Origin of the sequence: uncultured Thiohalocapsa sp., assembly GCF_913063425.1 — a bacterium.
Lineage (GTDB): Bacteria > Pseudomonadota > Gammaproteobacteria > Chromatiales > Chromatiaceae > Thiohalocapsa.
In genome coordinates this window covers 1-18,424 of the sequence record NZ_CAJXYK010000013.1, presented here as the reverse complement: position 1 = coordinate 18,424, position 18,424 = coordinate 1, and the positions used below count along the sequence as shown (strand labels likewise).

At 67.5% G+C, this 18,424-nt stretch carries 25 protein-coding genes; 17 read left to right on the top strand and 8 right to left on the bottom strand.

Annotated features, from left to right (window positions below; all coding sequences use genetic code 11):
* Positions 1–110 precede the first annotated feature (110 nt).
* Both QZ607_RS09300 and QZ607_RS09295 read right to left on the bottom strand, forming a co-directional pair.
* Positions 111–845, bottom strand: coding sequence for a tRNA threonylcarbamoyladenosine dehydratase (locus QZ607_RS09300; protein WP_295882115.1), 735 nt, complete (start codon positions 843–845; stop codon positions 111–113).
* Position 846: 1 nt separating this feature from the next.
* Positions 847–1,626 (bottom strand): TatD family hydrolase, encoded by a 780-nt coding sequence (locus QZ607_RS09295; protein WP_295882114.1) that lies wholly within the window; start codon positions 1,624–1,626, stop codon positions 847–849.
* Positions 1,627–1,747: 121 nt separating this feature from the next.
* Here QZ607_RS09295 and QZ607_RS09290 point away from each other — a divergent pair, with 121 nt between their 5' ends.
* Positions 1,748–2,341 carry a Uma2 family endonuclease gene (locus tag QZ607_RS09290; protein WP_295882112.1) on the top strand — a complete coding sequence of 198 codons (594 nt, stop codon included), beginning with the start codon at positions 1,748–1,750 and terminating at the stop codon, positions 2,339–2,341.
* 21 nt (positions 2,342–2,362) lie between these two features.
* Here QZ607_RS09290 and QZ607_RS09285 read toward each other — a convergent pair whose 3' ends face one another.
* The 5 genes from QZ607_RS09285 to sdhC all read right to left on the bottom strand — a co-directional run bounded on the left by QZ607_RS09285 (position 2,363) and on the right by sdhC (position 5,998).
* The gene (locus tag QZ607_RS09285) at positions 2,363–2,656 is read right to left on the bottom strand and encodes a succinate dehydrogenase assembly factor 2 (protein ID WP_295882111.1); all 294 of its coding nucleotides are present in this window, start codon (positions 2,654–2,656) and stop codon (positions 2,363–2,365) included.
* A gap of 20 nt (positions 2,657–2,676) precedes the next feature.
* Positions 2,677–3,369: a succinate dehydrogenase iron-sulfur subunit gene (locus QZ607_RS09280; RefSeq protein WP_295882110.1), complete on the bottom strand. Its 693-nt coding sequence runs from the start codon at positions 3,367–3,369 to the stop codon at positions 2,677–2,679.
* 128 nt (positions 3,370–3,497) lie between these two features.
* Entirely contained in the window at positions 3,498–5,261 is a 1,764-nt protein-coding gene (sdhA, locus tag QZ607_RS09275) for a succinate dehydrogenase flavoprotein subunit (protein WP_295882108.1), read from the bottom strand.
* An 18-nt stretch (positions 5,262–5,279) separates the two neighbouring features.
* Positions 5,280–5,624 (bottom strand): succinate dehydrogenase, hydrophobic membrane anchor protein, encoded by a 345-nt coding sequence (sdhD, locus tag QZ607_RS09270; RefSeq protein WP_295882106.1) that lies wholly within the window; start codon positions 5,622–5,624, stop codon positions 5,280–5,282.
* On the bottom strand, positions 5,621–5,998 hold the full coding sequence (gene sdhC / locus QZ607_RS09265) for a succinate dehydrogenase, cytochrome b556 subunit (RefSeq protein ID WP_295882105.1): 378 nt from the start codon (positions 5,996–5,998) through the stop codon (positions 5,621–5,623). The genes sdhD and sdhC overlap by 4 nt, the downstream gene beginning before the upstream one ends.
* Before the next feature lie 899 nt (positions 5,999–6,897).
* Between sdhC and QZ607_RS09260 the strand changes: the two genes are divergently transcribed.
* From QZ607_RS09260 to QZ607_RS09230, 7 genes are all read left to right on the top strand, one after another.
* A complete protein-coding gene (locus QZ607_RS09260) occupies positions 6,898–7,953 on the top strand; it encodes a Gfo/Idh/MocA family oxidoreductase (RefSeq protein ID WP_295882104.1) in 1,056 nt (351 codons plus the stop codon).
* A gap of 150 nt (positions 7,954–8,103) precedes the next feature.
* The gene (locus QZ607_RS09255; protein ID WP_295882102.1) at positions 8,104–8,694 is read left to right on the top strand and encodes an acyltransferase; all 591 of its coding nucleotides are present in this window, start codon (positions 8,104–8,106) and stop codon (positions 8,692–8,694) included.
* A 253-nt stretch (positions 8,695–8,947) separates the two neighbouring features.
* Positions 8,948–9,517 carry a DUF1640 domain-containing protein gene (locus QZ607_RS09250; RefSeq protein WP_295882100.1) on the top strand — a complete coding sequence of 190 codons (570 nt, stop codon included), beginning with the start codon at positions 8,948–8,950 and terminating at the stop codon, positions 9,515–9,517.
* 95 nt (positions 9,518–9,612) lie between these two features.
* Complete coding sequence (locus QZ607_RS09245; RefSeq protein WP_295882098.1) at positions 9,613–9,915, top strand: hypothetical protein; 303 nt, start codon at positions 9,613–9,615, stop codon at positions 9,913–9,915.
* 210 nt (positions 9,916–10,125) lie between these two features.
* The gene (locus QZ607_RS09240; protein WP_295882096.1) at positions 10,126–11,265 is read left to right on the top strand and encodes a hypothetical protein; all 1,140 of its coding nucleotides are present in this window, start codon (positions 10,126–10,128) and stop codon (positions 11,263–11,265) included.
* 112 nt (positions 11,266–11,377) lie between these two features.
* Complete coding sequence (locus QZ607_RS09235; protein ID WP_295882095.1) at positions 11,378–11,641, top strand: hypothetical protein; 264 nt, start codon at positions 11,378–11,380, stop codon at positions 11,639–11,641.
* 388 nt (positions 11,642–12,029) lie between these two features.
* A complete protein-coding gene (locus tag QZ607_RS09230) occupies positions 12,030–12,515 on the top strand; it encodes a DUF1640 domain-containing protein (protein WP_295882094.1) in 486 nt (161 codons plus the stop codon).
* A gap of 3 nt (positions 12,516–12,518) precedes the next feature.
* On the opposite strand, the gene QZ607_RS09225 is transcribed toward QZ607_RS09230, so the two are convergent.
* Positions 12,519–12,800 (bottom strand): hypothetical protein, encoded by a 282-nt coding sequence (locus QZ607_RS09225; protein WP_295882093.1) that lies wholly within the window; start codon positions 12,798–12,800, stop codon positions 12,519–12,521.
* 300 nt (positions 12,801–13,100) lie between these two features.
* Here QZ607_RS09225 and QZ607_RS09220 point away from each other — a divergent pair, with 300 nt between their 5' ends.
* The 9 genes from QZ607_RS09220 to QZ607_RS09180 form a co-directional block, all read left to right on the top strand.
* Positions 13,101–13,475, top strand: coding sequence for a hypothetical protein (locus QZ607_RS09220; protein WP_295882092.1), 375 nt, complete (start codon positions 13,101–13,103; stop codon positions 13,473–13,475).
* Positions 13,476–13,484: 9 nt separating this feature from the next.
* On the top strand, positions 13,485–13,790 hold the full coding sequence (locus QZ607_RS09215) for a transposase (protein ID WP_295882090.1): 306 nt from the start codon (positions 13,485–13,487) through the stop codon (positions 13,788–13,790).
* A gap of 338 nt (positions 13,791–14,128) precedes the next feature.
* Entirely contained in the window at positions 14,129–14,968 is an 840-nt protein-coding gene (locus QZ607_RS09210) for a hypothetical protein (RefSeq protein ID WP_295882089.1), read from the top strand.
* A gap of 544 nt (positions 14,969–15,512) precedes the next feature.
* Positions 15,513–15,746, top strand: coding sequence for a hypothetical protein (locus tag QZ607_RS09205; RefSeq protein ID WP_295882087.1), 234 nt, complete (start codon positions 15,513–15,515; stop codon positions 15,744–15,746).
* Positions 15,747–15,771: 25 nt separating this feature from the next.
* On the top strand, positions 15,772–16,143 hold the full coding sequence (locus tag QZ607_RS09200) for a type II toxin-antitoxin system VapC family toxin (RefSeq protein ID WP_367268177.1): 372 nt from the start codon (positions 15,772–15,774) through the stop codon (positions 16,141–16,143).
* A 96-nt stretch (positions 16,144–16,239) separates the two neighbouring features.
* On the top strand, positions 16,240–16,575 hold the full coding sequence (locus tag QZ607_RS09195; RefSeq protein WP_295882086.1) for a hypothetical protein: 336 nt from the start codon (positions 16,240–16,242) through the stop codon (positions 16,573–16,575).
* Positions 16,576–16,853: 278 nt separating this feature from the next.
* Positions 16,854–17,120: a DUF2887 domain-containing protein gene (locus tag QZ607_RS09190; RefSeq protein WP_295882084.1), complete on the top strand. Its 267-nt coding sequence runs from the start codon at positions 16,854–16,856 to the stop codon at positions 17,118–17,120.
* Positions 17,121–17,158: 38 nt separating this feature from the next.
* Positions 17,159–17,467 carry a DUF4351 domain-containing protein gene (locus QZ607_RS09185; protein WP_295882082.1) on the top strand — a complete coding sequence of 103 codons (309 nt, stop codon included), beginning with the start codon at positions 17,159–17,161 and terminating at the stop codon, positions 17,465–17,467.
* A gap of 889 nt (positions 17,468–18,356) precedes the next feature.
* The coding region (locus tag QZ607_RS09180) for a prepilin-type N-terminal cleavage/methylation domain-containing protein (protein WP_295882264.1) at positions 18,357–18,424 on the top strand (68 nt) is incomplete at its 3' end.

Sequence of the window (18,424 nt, the reverse complement as noted above, 5' to 3'; positions counted from 1 at the left end):
GTGGGCGCATCACCATGTCGGAAAAGGCGGACACGATTGGTCGGTGATTCGCCCACACCTTCCCCCGTATTGCCAAGGGCGCTATGGAGAGCCGGGGCAGCGGCCGGTGCTCAGGCAGTGTCGCCGAGCAGCCGCCGCACCACGAGTCCGGCCAGCGTGAGCCCGAACAGCGCCGGCATGTAGCTGATGGTGCCGTTGACGGCGCGGTCGCGGCCGCGGGCGGTGGGTGCCGGTGGCAGCGGCGGCAGTGGCGGCTCGTCGGACCAGACGGCGAGCACGCCGCGGCTATGACCCTGCCGGCGCAGGCGCTTTCTCACCTCCCGGGCCAGGCGGCACTCGCGGGTGTCCATCAGGTCCGTGACCTGGATGCGGGTGGGGTCCAGGCGGCCGCCGGCGCCCATGCTGGCGGCCACCGGCACGCCCGCGGTCAGCGCGGCCGCCAGCAAGGCGACCTTGCCGCTCAGGCTGTCGATGGCGTCGGCGACATGGTCATAGGCACCCTCCCCCACCAGCGCCGGCATGGCGTCCATGGACAGGAATTCGTCGCGGATGCTCACCCGGCAGTCCGGGTTGATGTCCGCGATGCGCGCGGCGATGACGGCGGCCTTCTTCTCCCCCAGCGTGCTGTTCAGGGCGCAGAGCTGGCGGTTCAGGTTGGAGGGGGCCACCACGTCGAAGTCGGCGATGGTGAGCCGCCCCACGCCCGCCCGGGCCAGGGCCTCGGCGGTGAAGGAGCCGACGCCGCCCAGGCCCGCCAGCAGCACATGGGCCGCTGCGAGCCGCTCGCAGCCGGCGGCGCCGATGAGGATCGACGTGCGCTCCCGGATCGGGCTGACCCCGCTCATGCTAGGCGCCGGATGGGAGCCGGAGCACCGCTCGGGCGTTGGCGGTGGTGGCCGCGGCCAGGGTTTCGGGGTCGGCTCCGCGAGCCTCCGCCAGCGCTGCGAGCACCTCCGGCAGGTACTCGGGGCTGTTGCGCTCGTAGCGATGGGAGGCGACGGTGAGGTCCGGTGCGTCCGTCTCCAGCACAATGGCCTCCAGCGGCAGCTCCGCCACCAGCCGGCGCAGCTTGGAGGAGCGCTCGAAGGTCAGCATGCCGCCGAAGCCGAGCCTGAAGCCGAGATCCAGATAGGCCCGGGCCTGCTCCAGGCTGCCGTTGAAGGCGTGCGCGATGCCACCCGGCACGCCCGCCCGCCGCAACAGGCCGAGCATCTCGTCGTGGGCCTTGCGCACGTGCAGGAGCACCGGCAGCCCGGCGGCCGCGGCGATGGCGAGCTGGGCGGCGCAGAAGCCCCGCTGGCGCTCACGGCCGGCGGCGTCCTTCTCCAGCGCAAAGTCGAGGCCGATCTCACCGACCGCCAGGGGCTGGTGCTCGGCGAGCGCGGCTTCCAGCGCCGGCAGATCGGCATCAGCGTGGCGAGCCATGAACACCGGGTGCATGCCGAGCGCCGGGTGCAGCATGGCCTGATCGGCACAGAGCGCGAGCAGCTTCGGCCAGCCGGCACTGTCGATGGCCGGCACCACGATGTCGCGCACGCCCTGCGCCCGGCACTGCGCGAGCACGCGGTCGCGGTCGGCGTCGAAGGCGGACACGTCGAGGTGGCAATGGGTGTCGATCAGGTGCATTGTTGACGGTCAGGGCGAAGCACCAAGATGGCGGGGAACGCAGCCGGCCGGGGCCGACTCCCCAATCCTACTGCACCCGCTGCCGCCTGCGCCGGCCCGCCCAACCTCACGGAGGTCATCCATGGGACTGCCGCAACGCGACAGCGAGCACCACACCTACGGCGATTACGTCAACTGGCCCGAGGATGTCCGCTACGAGCTCATCGACGGCGTCGCCTACCTGATGGCGCCGGCGCCGACGCTGGAGCATCAGGACATCGCCGGCGAGATCTTCCGTCAGCTGGCCAACACGCTGCTGGAGAAGCCCTGCCGCGTCTACATCGCCCCGGTGGACGTGCGCCTGCCGAAGGCGGACGAGGCGGATGAGCTCATCGACACCGTGGTCCAGCCGGACGTGCTGGTGGTGTGCGATCGAGGCAAGCTGGACCGCCGCGGCGTGCGCGGCGGCCCGGATCTGGTGGTGGAGGTCCTCTCCCCCAGCACGGCCAGCCACGACCACGTGAAAAAGCGACACGTCTACGAGCGCGCCGGCGTGCGTGAGTACTGGCTGGTGCACCCGGGCGATCGCATGGTCACCATCTACCGGCTGGGGCCGGAGGGCTATGGCAAGCCAGCGGTGCAGGAGCTCTCCGGCCAGACCCCGGTGGGCGTGCTGCCCGAGGTCAGCATCCGTTGGGACGACCTGATCGCCCGTCTACCGGCGCCGGAGGATTGACGCGGGTGGTGCGTGGCGCTGTCAGCAGGCGCCCGCCGGGCCGTCGCGCATCGCCGCCCGGATCTGCCCCACCAGCTGTCGCAGCGCCGCATCCGCCGGCACCGCCTGCCCCATGAGCCAATCGTGGATGATCTGGTCCTGGTAGCCCAGCAGGCGCACGAAATCCGCCCGCCCGGCATCGTCCAGCGCCGCGAAGCCCGTCTCCAGGAAGCGGTTCAACAACAGGTCCAGCTCCAACATCCCGCGCCGGCATTGCCAGCGCAGACGCGCGGCCTGCGCGCTGATCTCGGCCGTGGCGGCGTCGGTGGGATACATGACAGCGTGCCGGCGCGGGCTCAGATGGACTTCTCGAGCATCAGGTCCTTGATCTTGCCGATGGCGCGGGTGGGGTTCAGGCCCTTCGGGCAGACCTCGACGCAGTTCATGATGGTGTGGCACCGGAAGAGCTTGTAGGGCCCCTCCAGCGCGTCCAGGCGCTCCTCGGTGGCCTGGTCGCGACTGTCAGCGAGGAAGCGCCACGACGCCAGCAGCGCCTGCGGCCCGTGGAACTTCTCCGGGTTCCACCAGAAGGACGGACAGGCGGTGGAGCAGGCGCCGCACATGATGCACTCGTAGAGTCCGTCCAGCTTGTCCCGGTCCTCGGGCGACTGGCGGATCTCCTGCTCCGGCAGCGGCTCCTTGCGGATCAGGTAGGGCTGGACGTTGCGGTACTGCTCATAGAACTGGGTCATGTCCACCACCAGATCGCGGATCACCGGGCGGCCCGGCAGCGGGCGCACCTGGATGGGGCGCTTCAGCTCCGAGACCGGCGTGATGCAGGCGAGCTTGTTGCCGCCGTTGACGTTTATGGCGTCCGAGCCGCAGACGCCCTCGCCGCAGGAATGCCGGAAGGCGAAGGTCTCGTCCTGCGCCTTGATGGCGAGCAGCGCCTCGCGCAGCATCATGCCCGGCTGCTCCTCGACCTCGTAGGTCTGCATGCGGGGCTTGTTGTCCTGCTCGGGGTGGTAACGGTAGACGGTGATTTGCATGTTTACTTGATCGGCTCTCGCGTCTTAAAGCGGATAAGCGAAGCGTATCTGCCCAGCGGCGGCTTGATGCACGAAGGGCTGAGGGCTGGCGGGGGACCTGCCTCACCCCTCCGCCCTCGGCCCTGTCCTCAATAGACCCTCGCCTTCGGCGGAAAGCTCTCCACCGTCAGCGGCTTGGTGCGCACGGGCTTGTAGTCCATGCTGTCGCCGTCGCGGGCGTAGAGGCTGTGCTTCATCCACTGCTCGTCGTCGCGCTCCGGGTAGTCCACCCGTGAGTGGGCGCCGCGGCTCTCCTGGCGGTGGTAGGCCGACATCAGGGTCGCCATACCCACGTCCACCAGGTTGTCGAGCTCCAGGGCCTCGATGCGGGCGGTGTTGAAGGTGCGGCTCTGGTCCTTCAGGCGCACATGCTCAACACGCTCGCGCAGGGCTTTCAGCTTCTCCACGCCCTCGGCCATGGTGGCGTCGTCGCGGAAGACCCCGCAGTGGTCCTCCATGAGCTTGCGCAAATCGGCCTTCACGGCCGCCACGGACTCGCCCTCGCCGGTGCGGTCCCAGCGGCCGAGGCGCGTCAGCGCGGGCTCGATGTCGGCCTCGCGCATGGGCCGGTGGTTCGGGTTCTCGGCGACGTAGTCCAGAATGTCCGTGCCGGCGGCGCGGCCGAACACCAGGATGTCCAGCAGCGAGTTGCCGCCGAGCCGGTTGGCGCCGTGCACCGAGACGCAGGCGCATTCGCCGGCGGCGTAGAGCCCCGGGACGATCTCCTCCGGCCCGTGCCTTGCCGGCGCCACCACCCGCGCGTAGCGGTCCGTCGGGATGCCGCCCATGGCGTAGTGCGCCGTCGGGAACACCGGAATGGGCTGCTCCGCGGGGTCGATGCCGAGGAACACGCGGCAGATGTCCGTGATGCCGGGCAGCCGGCGGTGCACCACGTCGGCGCCCAGGTGATCCAGGCGCAGCATCACGTGATCCTTGTCCGGCCCGGCGCCGCGGCCCTCCCGGATCTCGGTCACCATGGAGCGGGCCACCACGTCGCGGCTGGCCAGGTCCAGCGCCCGCGGGGCATAGCGCTCCATGAAGCGCTCGCCGTCGCCGTTGATCAGATAGCCGCCCTCGCCGCGGGCGCCCTCGGTGATGAGCATGCCCTTGCCGGCGACGCCGGTGGGGTGGAACTGATAGAACTCCATGTCCATCAGCGGCACGCCGGCGCGCAGCGCCATGGCCATGCCGTCGCCGGTGTTGATGAAGGCATTGGTGGTGGTGCGGAACACCTGGCCGTGGCCGCCGGTGGCGAGCAGCGTGGCCTTGGCCTCGATGATCAGGGTCTCGCCGGTCTCGATTTCCAGCACCAGGGCGCCCAGGATAGCGCCCTCCTCGTCCCGGATCAGGTCGATGGCGAAGTATTCGTCGAAGAAGTGCGTGCGGGCACGGACGTTCTGCTGATACAGCGTGTGCAGAATGGCGTGGCCGGTGCGGTCCGCCGCGGCACAGGTGCGTGCCGCCTGGTCGCCGCCGAAGTTCTGGCTCTGCCCGCCGAAGGCGCGCTGGTAGATGCGCCCGTCGTCGATGCGCGAGAAGGGCACGCCCGCGTGCTCCAGCTCGTACACCGTCGGGATGGCCTCGCGGCACATGTACTCGATGGCGTCCTGGTCGCCCAGGTAGTCCGAGCCCTTGACGGTGTCGAACATGTGCCAGTGCCAGTCGTCCGGCAGCACATTGGCGAGCGCCGCATTGACACCCCCCTGGGCCGCGACGGTATGGGAGCGGGTTGGAAACACCTTGGACACCACGGCCACGCGCAGGTCGGCGCTGGCCAGGCGCAGCGCGGCGTTGAGTCCAGCGCCGCCGGCACCGATGATCAATGCGTCGAACTTGCGATGAGGGATGGGCATGCGGACCTCCAGCCGTGGTTATTGGAATGCGCGGGCGGCGATGACGGCCTGCGCCGCCCAGAGCCCGGCGGCCAGGAACACGAAGCCCACCAGCGTCATGGCCGTCGCCCTGAGCGCAATGGGCTTCATGTAGTCCATGAGCACGTCGCGGATGCCCACCCAGGCGTGCGCCAGCAGGATGGGGATGAACAAGAGCAGCCCGAGTGCCACCCAGGGGCTCGCCACCCAGGCCACCAGCTCGGCGTGGCCCGCCGGGGTCGCAAGCATGAAATAGAGCGCCAGATAGACGCCGAAGAGGCCGAGGTAGACAGCCGTGGCCCGCTGCAGGAACCAGGCCTTGAGTCCGGAGGCGCGGCGGCTCACAGCAGCATCCCCCCGGCCACGACCACCGTCAGCGCCAGTGCCGCCGTCAGCGCCGTCCAGGCCGTGCTGCGCGCGGTGGGTCGGTCCACGCCGATGCCGAGATCGATGACCAGATAGCGGATACCGGCGATCAGGTGATGCAGCAGCGCCCAGGCCATCACCAACAGCCCCAGCTGCACCAGTGGATGCGTCAGGAAGGCCGCGGACGCCGCGAAGCCTGCCGGGCTCGCCAGCGCCTGTGCGAAGAGCCAGGCGAAGACGGGAATGGACAGCACCATCAGCACGCCGCTGATGCGGTGCAGGATGGACACCACCGCCGGAATCGGCAGGCGGATGTGCCACAGCTCCAGGAAAACGGGTCGGCTCGTTGTCATTGTGTCCTCAGCAGTGCGGCGACGGTTGCCGCCGCCGTCTCCAGATGGTGTGACCGCGCCGCAGGCTGTTGGTTTTGCCGCCGGCGGCCGTCGGAGACCGGTGAGTTTATCCGGTCTCTGTGCGTGGGTACGCGCCGCAACCGGCCCCGAGCGCCTGCGCGGCGCCGGATTTGTGCATCGCAGCAGACTATAGCCGCCCTGCCCGTACCACAAGAGCCCCAGACCAATAGTCAGCATCCTCACAGCCGATAATGCCGAGCGGAGTCGTCGGATACCGGAAGCCTGCGGGGTGCGTGCCCTGGGCATCGCACTGCCGCCGCGGGCCTCGCCGACCGACAGTCGGCGCCCGTACGTCCGTGAGGGCGCACTGTCTGCACGGTGGAAGACCGTGTCCGGGTATGCCCAAGAGCAAACCACCGTCGTGCACCCTCGAAGCGATCTGCCGCAAGCTCCCATGCGCCAGCGAGCGTCCTGGTGCTTCGCCACCTTAATGACCCGCACCAGCACCAGAGTAAGGGGACAGTGTATTTAACTTACCTCCACACCGAATCGGGGTACGCCGAATCGGGGGACCGAATCGGGGGACTGAATCGGGGGACGGTATATCTAACTCTGCTACACACCATCCCGGAGATCAATATACCGTCCCCGTTATTGCTACACACCATCCCGGAGATCGATATACCGTCCCCGTTATTAGTGAGATCAATACACCGTCCCCCCAAATAATCCCCGTAATTTGTTCCCGTGATTTTCGGACCTGTTTCGTGCACCGCTTCCCGGACCTTGGATGCCGCACCCCGGAAAGCTTCTCACCTGTGCAACACTAAGGGGAAACTGATCGGTGAGTACACGTATTCTCTGATCGGCAGCCCTCCCAAGACGCACAGGAGCCGGCCGTGGTCCCCATCATCCCGGAGCAGCGTAAGATCAGGCTTGCCATCGTCGGCTGTGGGCGGATCGCGCAGCGACACATCGACGCCGCCCGCCACCATGCCGAGCACATGGAGCTGGTGGCCGTGTGCGATACCGACGCCGACGCCCGCGCCCGCGTCGCGCAGGCAACCGGCGCGGAGACCTACCGGGAGCTGAGCGATGTGCTGGATCACTCCGATGCCGACGTCATCGCGCTCTGCACCCCGAGCGGCCTGCATCCCACCGAGGCCATCCGCTGCGCCGAGGCCGGCCGCCATGTGATCACCGAAAAGCCCATGGCCACCCACTGGCAGGACGGCAAGCGCATGGTGGCCGCCTTCGACGGCGCCGACCGCCGGCTGTTCGTGGTCAAGCAGAACCGGCACAACCCGACGCTGGAGCTGCTGCGGCGCACCGTGCGCAAGGGGCGCTTCGGGCGGCTCTACCTGGTGCAGGTGAATGTCTTCTGGACCCGCCCGCAGGATTATTACGACAGCAGCAGCTGGCGCGGCACCTGGGAGTTCGACGGCGGCGCGCTCATGAACCAGGCGAGCCACTACGTGGACCTGCTGGACTGGCTGGTGGGCCCGGTGAAGAGCGTGCAGGCCATGACCGGCACCCTCGCCCGCCGCATCGAGGTGGAGGATACCGCCGTCATGAACCTGGAATGGCGCTCCGGTGCGCTCGGCACCATGGCCGTCACCATGCTGACCTATCCCAAGAACCTGGAAGGCTCCATCACCCTGCTCGGCGAGAAGGGCACCGCCCGCCTGGGTGGCGTCGCCGTCAACCGCTTCGACCACTGGGCCTTTGCAGACAGCGACCCGGACGATGAGCTGGTGGAGCAGGCCAACTACCAGACCCAGTCCGTCTACGGCCAGGGCCACCTGCCCTACTACGAAAACGTCATCGCCACCCTCAAGGGCCAGGCGGACGCCGCCACCGACGGTCGCGAGGGGCTGCGCTCCCTGGAGCTGCTCATCGCTGCCTATCTGTCCGCCCGGGATGGCCGCAAGGTATCACTGCCGCTGGAGTATTGAGTGCCTGCGTGGCAGCGGCCACCGGCCACGCCGCCGCCGCAGCACAGCCTGCCGTTGCCGTCGCAGCAAGGATGCCGCTCCCACAGACGCGTATCATGAGGTGCCCGGCCATCCGCAAACGCGCGATCGGTACCAAGCACTGCCCAGGCCATGACGGACGCCCCCTACACCGCCCATCCCACCGCCATCATCGACGCGGGCGCCGCCATCGGCGCCGGCACCCGCATCTGGCACTGGGTGCACGTCTGCGCCGGCGCCGTCATCGGTGCCGGATGCAGCCTCGGGCAGAACGTCTACGTCGGCAACCGCGTGCGTATCGGCAGCAACGTCAGGATCCAAAACAACGTCTCGGTGTATGACAACGTCTCGCTGGAAGACGATGTCTTCTGCGGCCCGAGCATGGTCTTCACCAACGTCTACAACCCCCGCGCAGCCATCAGCCGCAAGGACGAGTACCGCGACACCCTGGTCCGCCGCGGCGCCACCCTCGGCGCCAACTGCACCATCGTCTGCGGCGTCACCATCGGCCGGCATGCCTTCGTCGGCGCCGGCGCCGTGGTCACGCGGGATGTACCGAACTTCGCCCTGGTGCTGGGCGTGCCCGCCCGCCACGCCGGCTGGATGAGCCGCTTCGGCGAGCAGCTCAACTTGCCCCTCACCGGCGCCGCAGAGGCCACCTGCCCCCATACCGGCGAGCGCTACCAGCTGCGCGGCGGCGAGGTGGTGCTGCTGGAGGCGTGACGGGCAGGGTCAGGCTCGCTGCAAGGCCCCATGCGCCGGTGGGAGCGGCATTCCGGCCGCGACCGCCACAGCCCGGCCCAGGTCGCGGCCAGAGGCCGCTCCCACAGCGGCACCGGCGCCGCCTGGGAGCGGCATTCCTGCCGCGACAGGCCGCCTGCCCGCGTGCTCGACGCATGGCAAACCGGCCGAAAACTGCTGCGCCGACAGGATGCTATGATGCACCGCCACTGACGCCGAACCGAAGCGTACGACCATGAGCGCCGCCCTCGACCTCTACGCCAAGCTCACCGAAACCTCGGATGACAGGGAACGTGCCCGCCTCATCGCCGACGCCTTCGACGCGCTCGACGCCCGCTTTGGGCAGCTCAACGACCTCGCCACGCAGGGCCACGTGCGCGAATCAGAGCTGCGATTGCAGAAGGAAATCAAAGAAGTCGAGGCGCGCCTGCAGCAGGACATCAAAGAAGTCGAAGCGCGCCTGCAGCAGGACATCAAGGCCGTCGAGCTCCAGATCCGAGAGGTAGAGGCGCGCCTGCAGCAGGACATCAAAGCCGTCGAGCTCCAGATCCGAGAGGTCGAAGCGCGCCTGCAGAAGGACATCAAAGAAGTCGAGGCGCGGCTGCAGCAGGACATCAAGGCCGTCGAGCTTCAGATCCGAGAGGTGGAAGCCCGCCTCGAGGAGAAAATCAAAGGCGTCGAGCTCCAGATCAAGCAGGTGGAGGTCAATCTGCACAAGGCCATGGCGGCACAAACCCGTTGGCTGCTCGGCGGCCTCGCCGTGCTCGGCGCCGTGTTCAAGTTGGCGGACCTGCTGATTGCCTGACCCTCAACGGTCGCCGTGAAAGCGGCATACCTGCCGCGACAACGCCCTTCTACACTTACCGCCGTGCTTCGCAACCGCTACTCCAGGAGCCCCAAATGAGCATCGCCCTCCAAGTCTACATACAGCTCACCGAAGCCAAGGACGACGACACCCGCGCGCGGATCATCGCCGACGCCTTCGCGGCAATGGAGGCGCGCTTGGCGCAGGTGACCGCGCGCATCACGCAAGCCGAGTCACCCGAACACGAGCTTGGCATGCACAGCGCCGACAGCAAGAGCGAGCACGATACCGCCTTCACCAGCACCCAGCGCGGCGAGCCGTCCGAGGTCCCGCACCTCGGCAGCACCCCGGCAGACCCAAAAGCCTGGCTGCGCGAGCACCCTGCGCCCAAAGACTGACTGCCCGCACCGGCAACGCCGCATCGGCCCGTCCATCGCCGCCGGTCAATGGATCAAACGCTGCAGAGGCCGCTCCCACAGCCGCTGGCGCGTCCTGTGAGAGGGCATCCCTGCCGCGACAGACCTGGCGGCGCCACCGGCGCAGCGCACCGGCCGAAAGCCGCTCCACAGCCACGACGGCGCCACTCGCAACACTTCAGCGTCACTGCCATGTCAACACGCGCCTGGTACGACTACTACGTCATTGCACCGGACACCGGAATGCTGTCCCTCGCCATGCGATTCTACAAATGGGGCGACGGTACGCCGGAAAATGCGCTTGAGGAATATGTGTTGTTCCAAGGCCGCCTGCACCAGCACAGCAATCGCCTGCCCGTCGAATGGCTCGACCGACTGCTGCGCGAGCAGCTCGGCAACCTGCACGCGCGCCTACCGCCGCATTTCGCAATCGGCGCCTTCCTGTTCCTGCTGCAGCGCGCGTCAGACGAAGCGCAGCGTGAGCGCTGGCGCGGACTCGACGTGCAGGGGCGCCGGCAGCCGCCGGATGCCCATGTGCGCTTCGCTCTCGATGCGGCCATGGCCGAGCGCCCCTTCGAGATCCCGCCACAGTCCGACCCCCTGTTGCAAAGGGTCCGAGGCTTCATTGCCACGGCAGCGTACCTGCGCCCCTGGCAGGACTATGGGCTGCGCCTGGACCTGCTGAGTTGGCTGCAGTACCTCACCCAGCCGACGCATGCCGGGGACATGGGCTCGCTCGCCGGCGACTGGGAGCCGTCATGGGATATCGACTACCGCTATCGATTCTTCTTCTGGATCGACCCACAAGACCCGTTCCGGATCGACCAGGTGGCCATCGAGCTGTGCGAGCGCGACGGAACCGATGTGCTGACAACGCCGGCGGACGCGATTGCACATCCGGATGAAAACGCGTGGCAGCGCAAGCAACTGGAGCAACTGCGCGCCACCATCCGCGAGCACGGCATCGGCATCACTTCCCTGGCACTGCTCCAGCACGAATACACAGCCACGCCGGATCGCTTCTTCGGGCTGCGCGAGCAGCCGGACCCGGAAACGACCGCGCGCCGCGCCCGCCTCGAAGAGCTGCACTCGAGCTGCAACATGCTGGTCGGCCTCATCCACAAGCGCTTCGGCCCAGAGGTCGCGGCGACGAGCCGAGCCATCATGGAGCAGATCGACGACTTCGACATCCTGCTCGATCTCGCAATCCCCACCATCGACAGCGCCGACAGCACGGCTTGGCTCAACACCTTGCACGAGAAGGTACCGCCAGCTTTAATCGAGGCAGCGGGGCGCACGCGTGAGCTTGCCCGGCAAACACGCCGCGACTAGTCGCGCGACAGCACCACACCGCCCGGGAGCGGTACCCTTGCCTTGACGATGCCGTGTCGTCGTCGCGAGCACCATCGCCGCAAGGATGCCGCTCCCAGCAGAGGCAGAAAAGATGCTGACCCAAGTCGATGTCAAACGGCTTCCGTCCTATCAACTGGGCTACGAGGACGGCGAAGCCCGCGGCGAGGCCCGCGGCGAGGCCCGCGGCGAGGCCCGCGGCGCAGCCAAGACCCAACAGCACGTCGTGCGCCAACTGCTCGCCCAGCTCGATGCATCCAGGGTTGCCGAGCTGCTCGGCCTCGACCTCGCCGAGGTCGAGCGCATGGCCGCCGCGCAAGACGGCGATGCCGCGCGCGAGGACCAACAGCCCGACTGACAGCGCTGCCAAGGCGCCGCACCGACCCCGGCAGGGACAGCGCTGCGGCGCCTCGTCGGGCCCCTACAGCCAGCGCAACGAACTGCTGCCTGCTGGGCTGTGTGCTCCATCCTCGGCACCGTATTCAAGCGTGCCGACCTGCTGTTCCCCTGACGCTTGGCACCGCGGGAGCGGCATCCCTGCCGCGGCAATGCACCCGCGGTGATGCCAGTGTCATCGCGGCCAGAGGCCGCTCCCACAGACGCCAGGGCGACCCGTGTGGGCCAAGTCCCCGCCGCGACACAGCGCTCGAATGCAGCGCTCGACGCCCGGTAAACCGCCCGAAAACCGCAGCACCGACAGGATGCTATGATGCCCCGTCACTGACGCCGAACCGAAGCGTACGACCATGAGCGTCGCCCTCGACCTCTACGCCAAGCTCACCGAAACCACCGACGACAAGAAACGGGCGCGCATCATCGCCGATGCCTACGACGCGCTCGACGCCCGCTTCCGGCAGCTCAACGACCTCGCCACGCAAGGCCACGTGCGCGAGTCCGAGCTGCGCCTGCAAAAGGAAATCAAAGAAGTGGAGGGCCGCCTGCAGAAGGACATCAAAGAAGTGGAGGGCCGCCTGCAGAAGGAGATCAAAGAAGTCGAGCTCCAGATCCGAGAGGTCGAAGCCCGCCTCCAAGAGCAGATCAAAGGCGTCGAGCTCCAGATCCGAGAGGTCGAAGCCCGCCTCCAAGAGCAGCTCAAAGGCGTCGAGCTCCAGATCAAGCAGGTCGAGGTCAACCTGCACCAGGCCATGGCGGCACAAACCCGCTGGCTGCTCGGTGGCCTCGCCGTGCTCGGCGCCGTGTTCAAGCTCGCGGACCTACTCATCGGCCCCTGAACCTCAACCAGCCCCTGACGCGCCGCGCCCGGCGACAGCCCCAAGTTGCGCCGGATTCATCCGGCCCCTGCGTATCCGTCCTATCAACTGGGCTAACAGGACGGCGCGGCCCGCGGCGCAGCCAGGAACCAACGCCACGTCGTCCGCCAACTGCTCAGCCAGCTCGATGCATCCCGGGTCGCCGAGCTGCTCGGCCTCCACATCGCCGAGGTCGAGCGCATCGCCGCCGCTCAAGACAACGATGCAACGCGCGAGGACCAACCGCCCGACTGACAGCGCTGCCAAGGCGCCGCACCGCCCCCGGGCAGGGACAGCACTGCGGCGCATCGTCGCCTCTACAGCCAGCGCAACGACCTGCTGCCTGCTGGGCAACCTTGCGGTGCTCTGCGTCAGGTGTTGAAGCTCGCCGACCTGCTGCGCCCCTGACCCTTGGCACCGTGGGAGCGGCATCCCTGCCGCGACAATGCGCCGGCGGTGCCGGAGTCATCGCGGCCGGAGGCCGCTCCCACAGCTGGACAGGCGCGCACCGTGCATGCAGTGCGACCGGCAAACCTCTCCCTTGCATCCTTGCTGTTTGAGCCGCCTATGGCTGATGACTATGACAGCCCATGGAAGGACATCTTGGAAGGCCACTTCCCGGACTTCATGGCCCTGTTCTTCCCTGCCGCCGCGGCTGAGATCGACTTCAGCCGCGGCGTTGAGCTGCTCGACAGCGTCAAGCTGCTCGACTACGCCGGACGCGAGGCGGCGCTGGTGGCCAGCGACAACGTCTTCGCCACCGTCGTGCTTGCCCATCTGGCCAATCAAGCCACCCGCGGCGATGCCCAGGCACGCTTTGCGCGCAAGCTGCACCTCACCCGCCGGCTCTACGAGCGCGGCCTGCCGCGGCAGACCATTATTGATCTCTACCGGTTCCTGGACTGGCTGATGCGCCTGCCGGAGGATCTGGAGCTGCAATAGACTGATGCCGTGTTCCAGATCGAGGAGCAATTGAAGATGCCCTACCTCAGTTATGTTGAGCGACGCGGCGAGCGCCGCGGCGAGCGCCGCGGCGAGCGCCGGGGCGAGCGACGCGGTCTGAGCCGCCTCTTGCGGACTCAGCTCGAGCAACGCTTCGCCCCGCTGCCGGCGGCACTGATCGAGCGACTCGAGCAGGCCGACGCCGAGCAGCTCCTGCGCTGGGGCACACGCCTCAACCACGCCGGCAGCCTCGAGGAGGTCTTCGCCGATGGCGACGGACAACCACCAAGCACGCCGGAACAGCCGCGGCACTGAGTCCGGCGCGGCGCACTGGGACCGCCGGCTTTCCAGCCCGCTCGCCGCCGACGCGGCGCGATGCCGCGTCGGCGGCGTGAGCAGCGAGGATAGCTGGCCAGACTCGTGGGCTGCTCGGCGGCCTTGCCGCGCTCGGTTCCTTATTCAAGGTGGCGGACTTGCTGCTCCCCTCGCGCTTGGCACAGTGGCAGCGGCATCCATACCGCCACGATGCAGCACCACGTTGACGGCCGTCCTGCGCAACGCAGCTTCCCCGGTACGCGCAAGCGCCCAGGCGGCTATGCTGTAGACTCGCCGTACACGACAAGGATTCGCCGCACGCTGGCCCAGACGCCGCCATGACCGCCAAAGACATCATCAGCCGCGCCACCCTCAAGCGCCTGACCACCGATCTGGCTCAGCAGCTGCTCCGCATCGACGGCGAGGCCGTCGAGCTGCTGGAGACGCAGAACCAGCGGGTCGAAGACCGCCGCGCCGACCTCGTCGCCCGCATGCGCGGAGCGAACGGCAATGAATTTCTGCTGCATACCGAAATCAGCAACAACAACGATGCCGACATGCCGCTGCGCATGCTGCGCTACTACACCGATATCCGCCTCGCCGGCCACGCGGGCCCCATGCGCCAGTGCCTGCTCTACATCGGCAGCGACAGCCTGACCATGCCCGACGGCATCACGGAGCCGAAGCTGCTCGACTATCACTATCAACTCGTGGACATGCACCAGATCAACTGTGCCGGGCTCCTGGTGCAGGACAACCCCGACGCCCTGGTGCTGGCGGTGCTGTGCGACTTCGGCGAGCGCGCCCCCGCGCAGGTGGTGCACTATATTGTCAGACGGCTCAAGGAGCTGCTCGCCGACAACGACAAGCGCTTCCGGGAATACATGGCCATGCTGGAGATCCTCTCCGAGAACCGGAATCTCCAGGCCCAAGTCAAAGAGGCAGAAAAGATGCTGACCCAAGTCGATGTCAAACGGCTTCCGTCCTATCAACTGGGCTACGAGGACGGCGAGGCCCGCGGCGCAGCCAAGACCCAACAGCACGTCGTGCGCCAACTGCTCGCCCAGCTCGATGCATCCAGGGTTGCCGAGCTGCTCGGCCTCGACCTCGCCGAGGTCGAGCGCATCGCCGCCGCGCAAGACGGCGATGCCGCGCGCGAGGACCAACAGCCCGACTGACAGCGCTGCCAAGGCGCCGCACCGCCCCGGCAGGGACAGCCACGCGGCGCGGCTGCACCGCAACAGCCAGCGACACGACCCGACGGCAGCCCGGCGACCTCGCCGTCCCCGGCGGCGTGCTCAAGCTCGCGGACTTGCTGATCCCCTGATACGCCGCCCCCCGTGGGAGCGGCATCCCTCTGCCGCGAGCGCCGCAGCCAGCCCAGGTCGCGGCCGGAGGCCGCTCCCACAGCCGCACCCGCCCCCCGTGAGAGCGGCATCCCTGCCGCGACGATGTACCACCGGCGCTGCCGGAGTCATCGCGGCCAGAGGCCGCTCCCACAGCTGGACAGGCGCGCGCCGCCCGTGCAATCACGACTCCAAGGCGCTTGTCGCCGCCGCGGGCGATCGCTATGGTGCCGGGCAGCAATGAGGTCGCACTGGGATTCGGTCTTGCCAAGTATCATGCTCAAAGGGGCGACAAGTGCGTGCTTGCAAGTCCCTTCGCACATGACGTCTGTGACAAACTTCGCAAGAGTCTCTCGGGAACAGGTGATCCAGAACGATGAGCTCAATCGAATTTCAGGCCGTTTGCCACGACGGCATTCTCGACATCCCGCCTGAGCATCGCCGCCTTTTGGACGGCAAGACAGTACGCGTCGTCCTGATCGATGCCGAGCCCCAGTGCGCCGATGCCGAAGACACGATCTTTGCGCGGCTGCGACGCGTGACAACGCAAGGGCCGTCGGATCTTTCGACGAATCATGACGCCTACCTCCTCGGCGACAGGGATGCCTGAGTCCGTTTTCGTCGACACCGGCTAAATCCTCGCCCTGGTCAACGAGAATGATCAGCATCACGCGGAAGCAGTCGCCCTCTCACAGAAGCACGATGGCCAACCCATCGTGGTCACCGACGCAGTGCTGCTGGAAATCGGCAACGCCCTGTCGAGGATAGATCGTGACGCTGCTGTACTCATCATCGACGATTTGCGTGATTCGTCAGGCGTGACCGTTGTGGACCTCACGCCCGAACTGTTCCAATCGGGGCTCGATCTCTACCGGCGCCACACCGACAAGCAGTGGGGACTAGTCGACTCCGTTTCCTTTGTCGTGATGCGTCAAAGGAAATTGACGACCGCGCTTGCTTTCGATCAGCACTTCATTCAAGCCGGTTTCATCGTGCCGAGGCTGTAACGGCAGGGTGCACGAGACCGTCAGCACCGCTCCATGACACGCAAACCCATGCGTTGTGCCCGATGGCGACCCTCGCGCTCATCCATCAAGACCAGGTTGGCGCCAATCTCCAAGCCAAGGGCGATTGTCTCCGAACGACCAGCGTCACAGTTCAGCCCGCCGCAGATCGTCCAGCGCCGCCAAATCCTCCGTCAGATCTGCCTCGTCGACCGGATTCATCCGGCCCCTGCGTATCCGTCCTATCAACTGGGCTACCAGGACGGCGCGGCCCGCGGCGCAGCCAAGACCCAACAGCACGTCGTCCGCCAACTGCTCAGCCAGCTCGATGCATCCCGGGTCGCCGAGCTGCTCGGCCTCGACCTCGCCGAGGTCGAGCGCATCGCCGCCGCCCAAGACAACGATGCAACGCGCAAGGACCAACAGACCGGCTGACAGCGCTGCCAAGGCGCCGCACCGCCCCCGGGCAGGGACAGCGCTGCGGCGCCTCGTCGGCCCCTACAGCCAGCGCAACGACCTGCTGCCTGCTGGACTGTGTGCTCCATGCTCGGCACCCTATTCAAGCTGGCGGACGTGCTGTTACCCTGAGGCTTGGCACCGTGGGAGCGGCATCCCTGCCGCGACGATGCAGCACCGGGGCGCTGCCGAACGCATCGCGGCCAGAGGCCGCTCCCACAACGCCGCGGAACACGGCATGACGACGCTGTGCCAAAATGCGCGCTCGACATGGCCCATCGAGCGCGCACAGGCACACGGACGCCCTCTTCTACCGCCTCTTCCAAGAGCGCCCGGCGACGGTCTTCGAGCTCACCGGCCTGCCCTACGACCAAAACGCCGGCTATGGTCTGAGCGCAGTCGAGGTCAAGCAGACGGCCCTCCGGCTCGACGGCTTGCCGGTACCCGCGCAAGGGACGAGTGACGCACCGGTGATCTTCGTCGAGGCGCAGTTCCAATCCAAGCCGGACTTCTACGCCTGGTAGACAAGTTTCCGACGCTCACCCGCGAGGAGATCAAGACCATGCTCCACCTCCCCGATACCGACCTCAAGCAGACCCGCTTCTACCAGGAGGTCTTCGCCGAAGGCCGCGAAGAAGGACAGAAAGAAGGCCGCGAAGAAGGCCGCGAAGAAGGCGCACAGCGTGCAGAAACCAGCATGCTCCTGCGTCTGGTCAAACGCCGATTCGACCAAGTCCCAGCCGGCCTGGGGGAGCGCATCACCGCCCTCACCAGCGCCCAGCGCGGCGAGCTGTCCGAGGCCCTGTTCGACTTCAACACCCCGGCGGACCTACAAGCCTGGCTGCGCGAGCACCCTGCGCCCAAAGACTGACCGCCCGCACCGGCAACGCCGCATCGGCCCGTCCATCGCCGCCGCTCAAGCGAGCAAACACTGCCGGAGGCCGCTCCCACAGCCGCACCAGCACCCCGTGGGAGCGGCATTCCTGCCGCGACTTCCCCGTCACTCCGACACCGTCCCAACACCATCCGAGCGCGACCTGCCGGTGGGTTCCGGCCCATCCGGCCGCAGCGCCCGCCACCGCGCCAGCGCCTCCGCCGCCACCCCCGGGCGACCCTGCAACTGCGCCGTCCGTGCCAACACGTCGGAATACTTGCCCAGGTCTCCGCGCCCAATCCACTGCCCATCGGCACCCGCAGCGACCCCGGCGCCGCCAGTCCCAACCCCAACCACCAGACCCAACAACCCGGCACGTGACGTGCTTCGCAATTCACATGAAGCCTCTCGTTCCACGTCCGCCGGCGGCACCGGTTTCCCTTGACACATCGTGACGGCAGCCCGGCAATACACGCCAGACAGGCCCCCAGCCCTCACCGCCAGGCGAACCACCACCACAGCAGACTGAAGGAACAGCAACCGCCCGACACCTGCACAACAGGCCGCCCGACCGCCGGCCAAGACGTTCACCGACCTGTAAGTGACGCAAATTGTCACTTTCCGCCGTTCGTCGGCGAAACACGCCCGAACACCATCCCCCGCACAGTGGGAACCCCGTCACACCCCTACGGCCCGCCCCCACAAATACAACGCCTTGCCGCGCGCGACCAACGGGGGGCGAGCTGGCCTGTCTCTTGCAGTTTGCCAAGTGCGAGCATCGGCCCGCGGGCACGCGGCTCGCGGAGCCCGTGCACGGTGGACGCACAGCGCCCTCCACGTGACGGCCGTTCGTCAACCGTTTCCAACCCAATTACGGAGCGAAACCATGAAGAAACAGCAGTCCGGCTTCACGCTCATCGAGCTGATGATCGTCGTCGCCATCATCGGCATCCT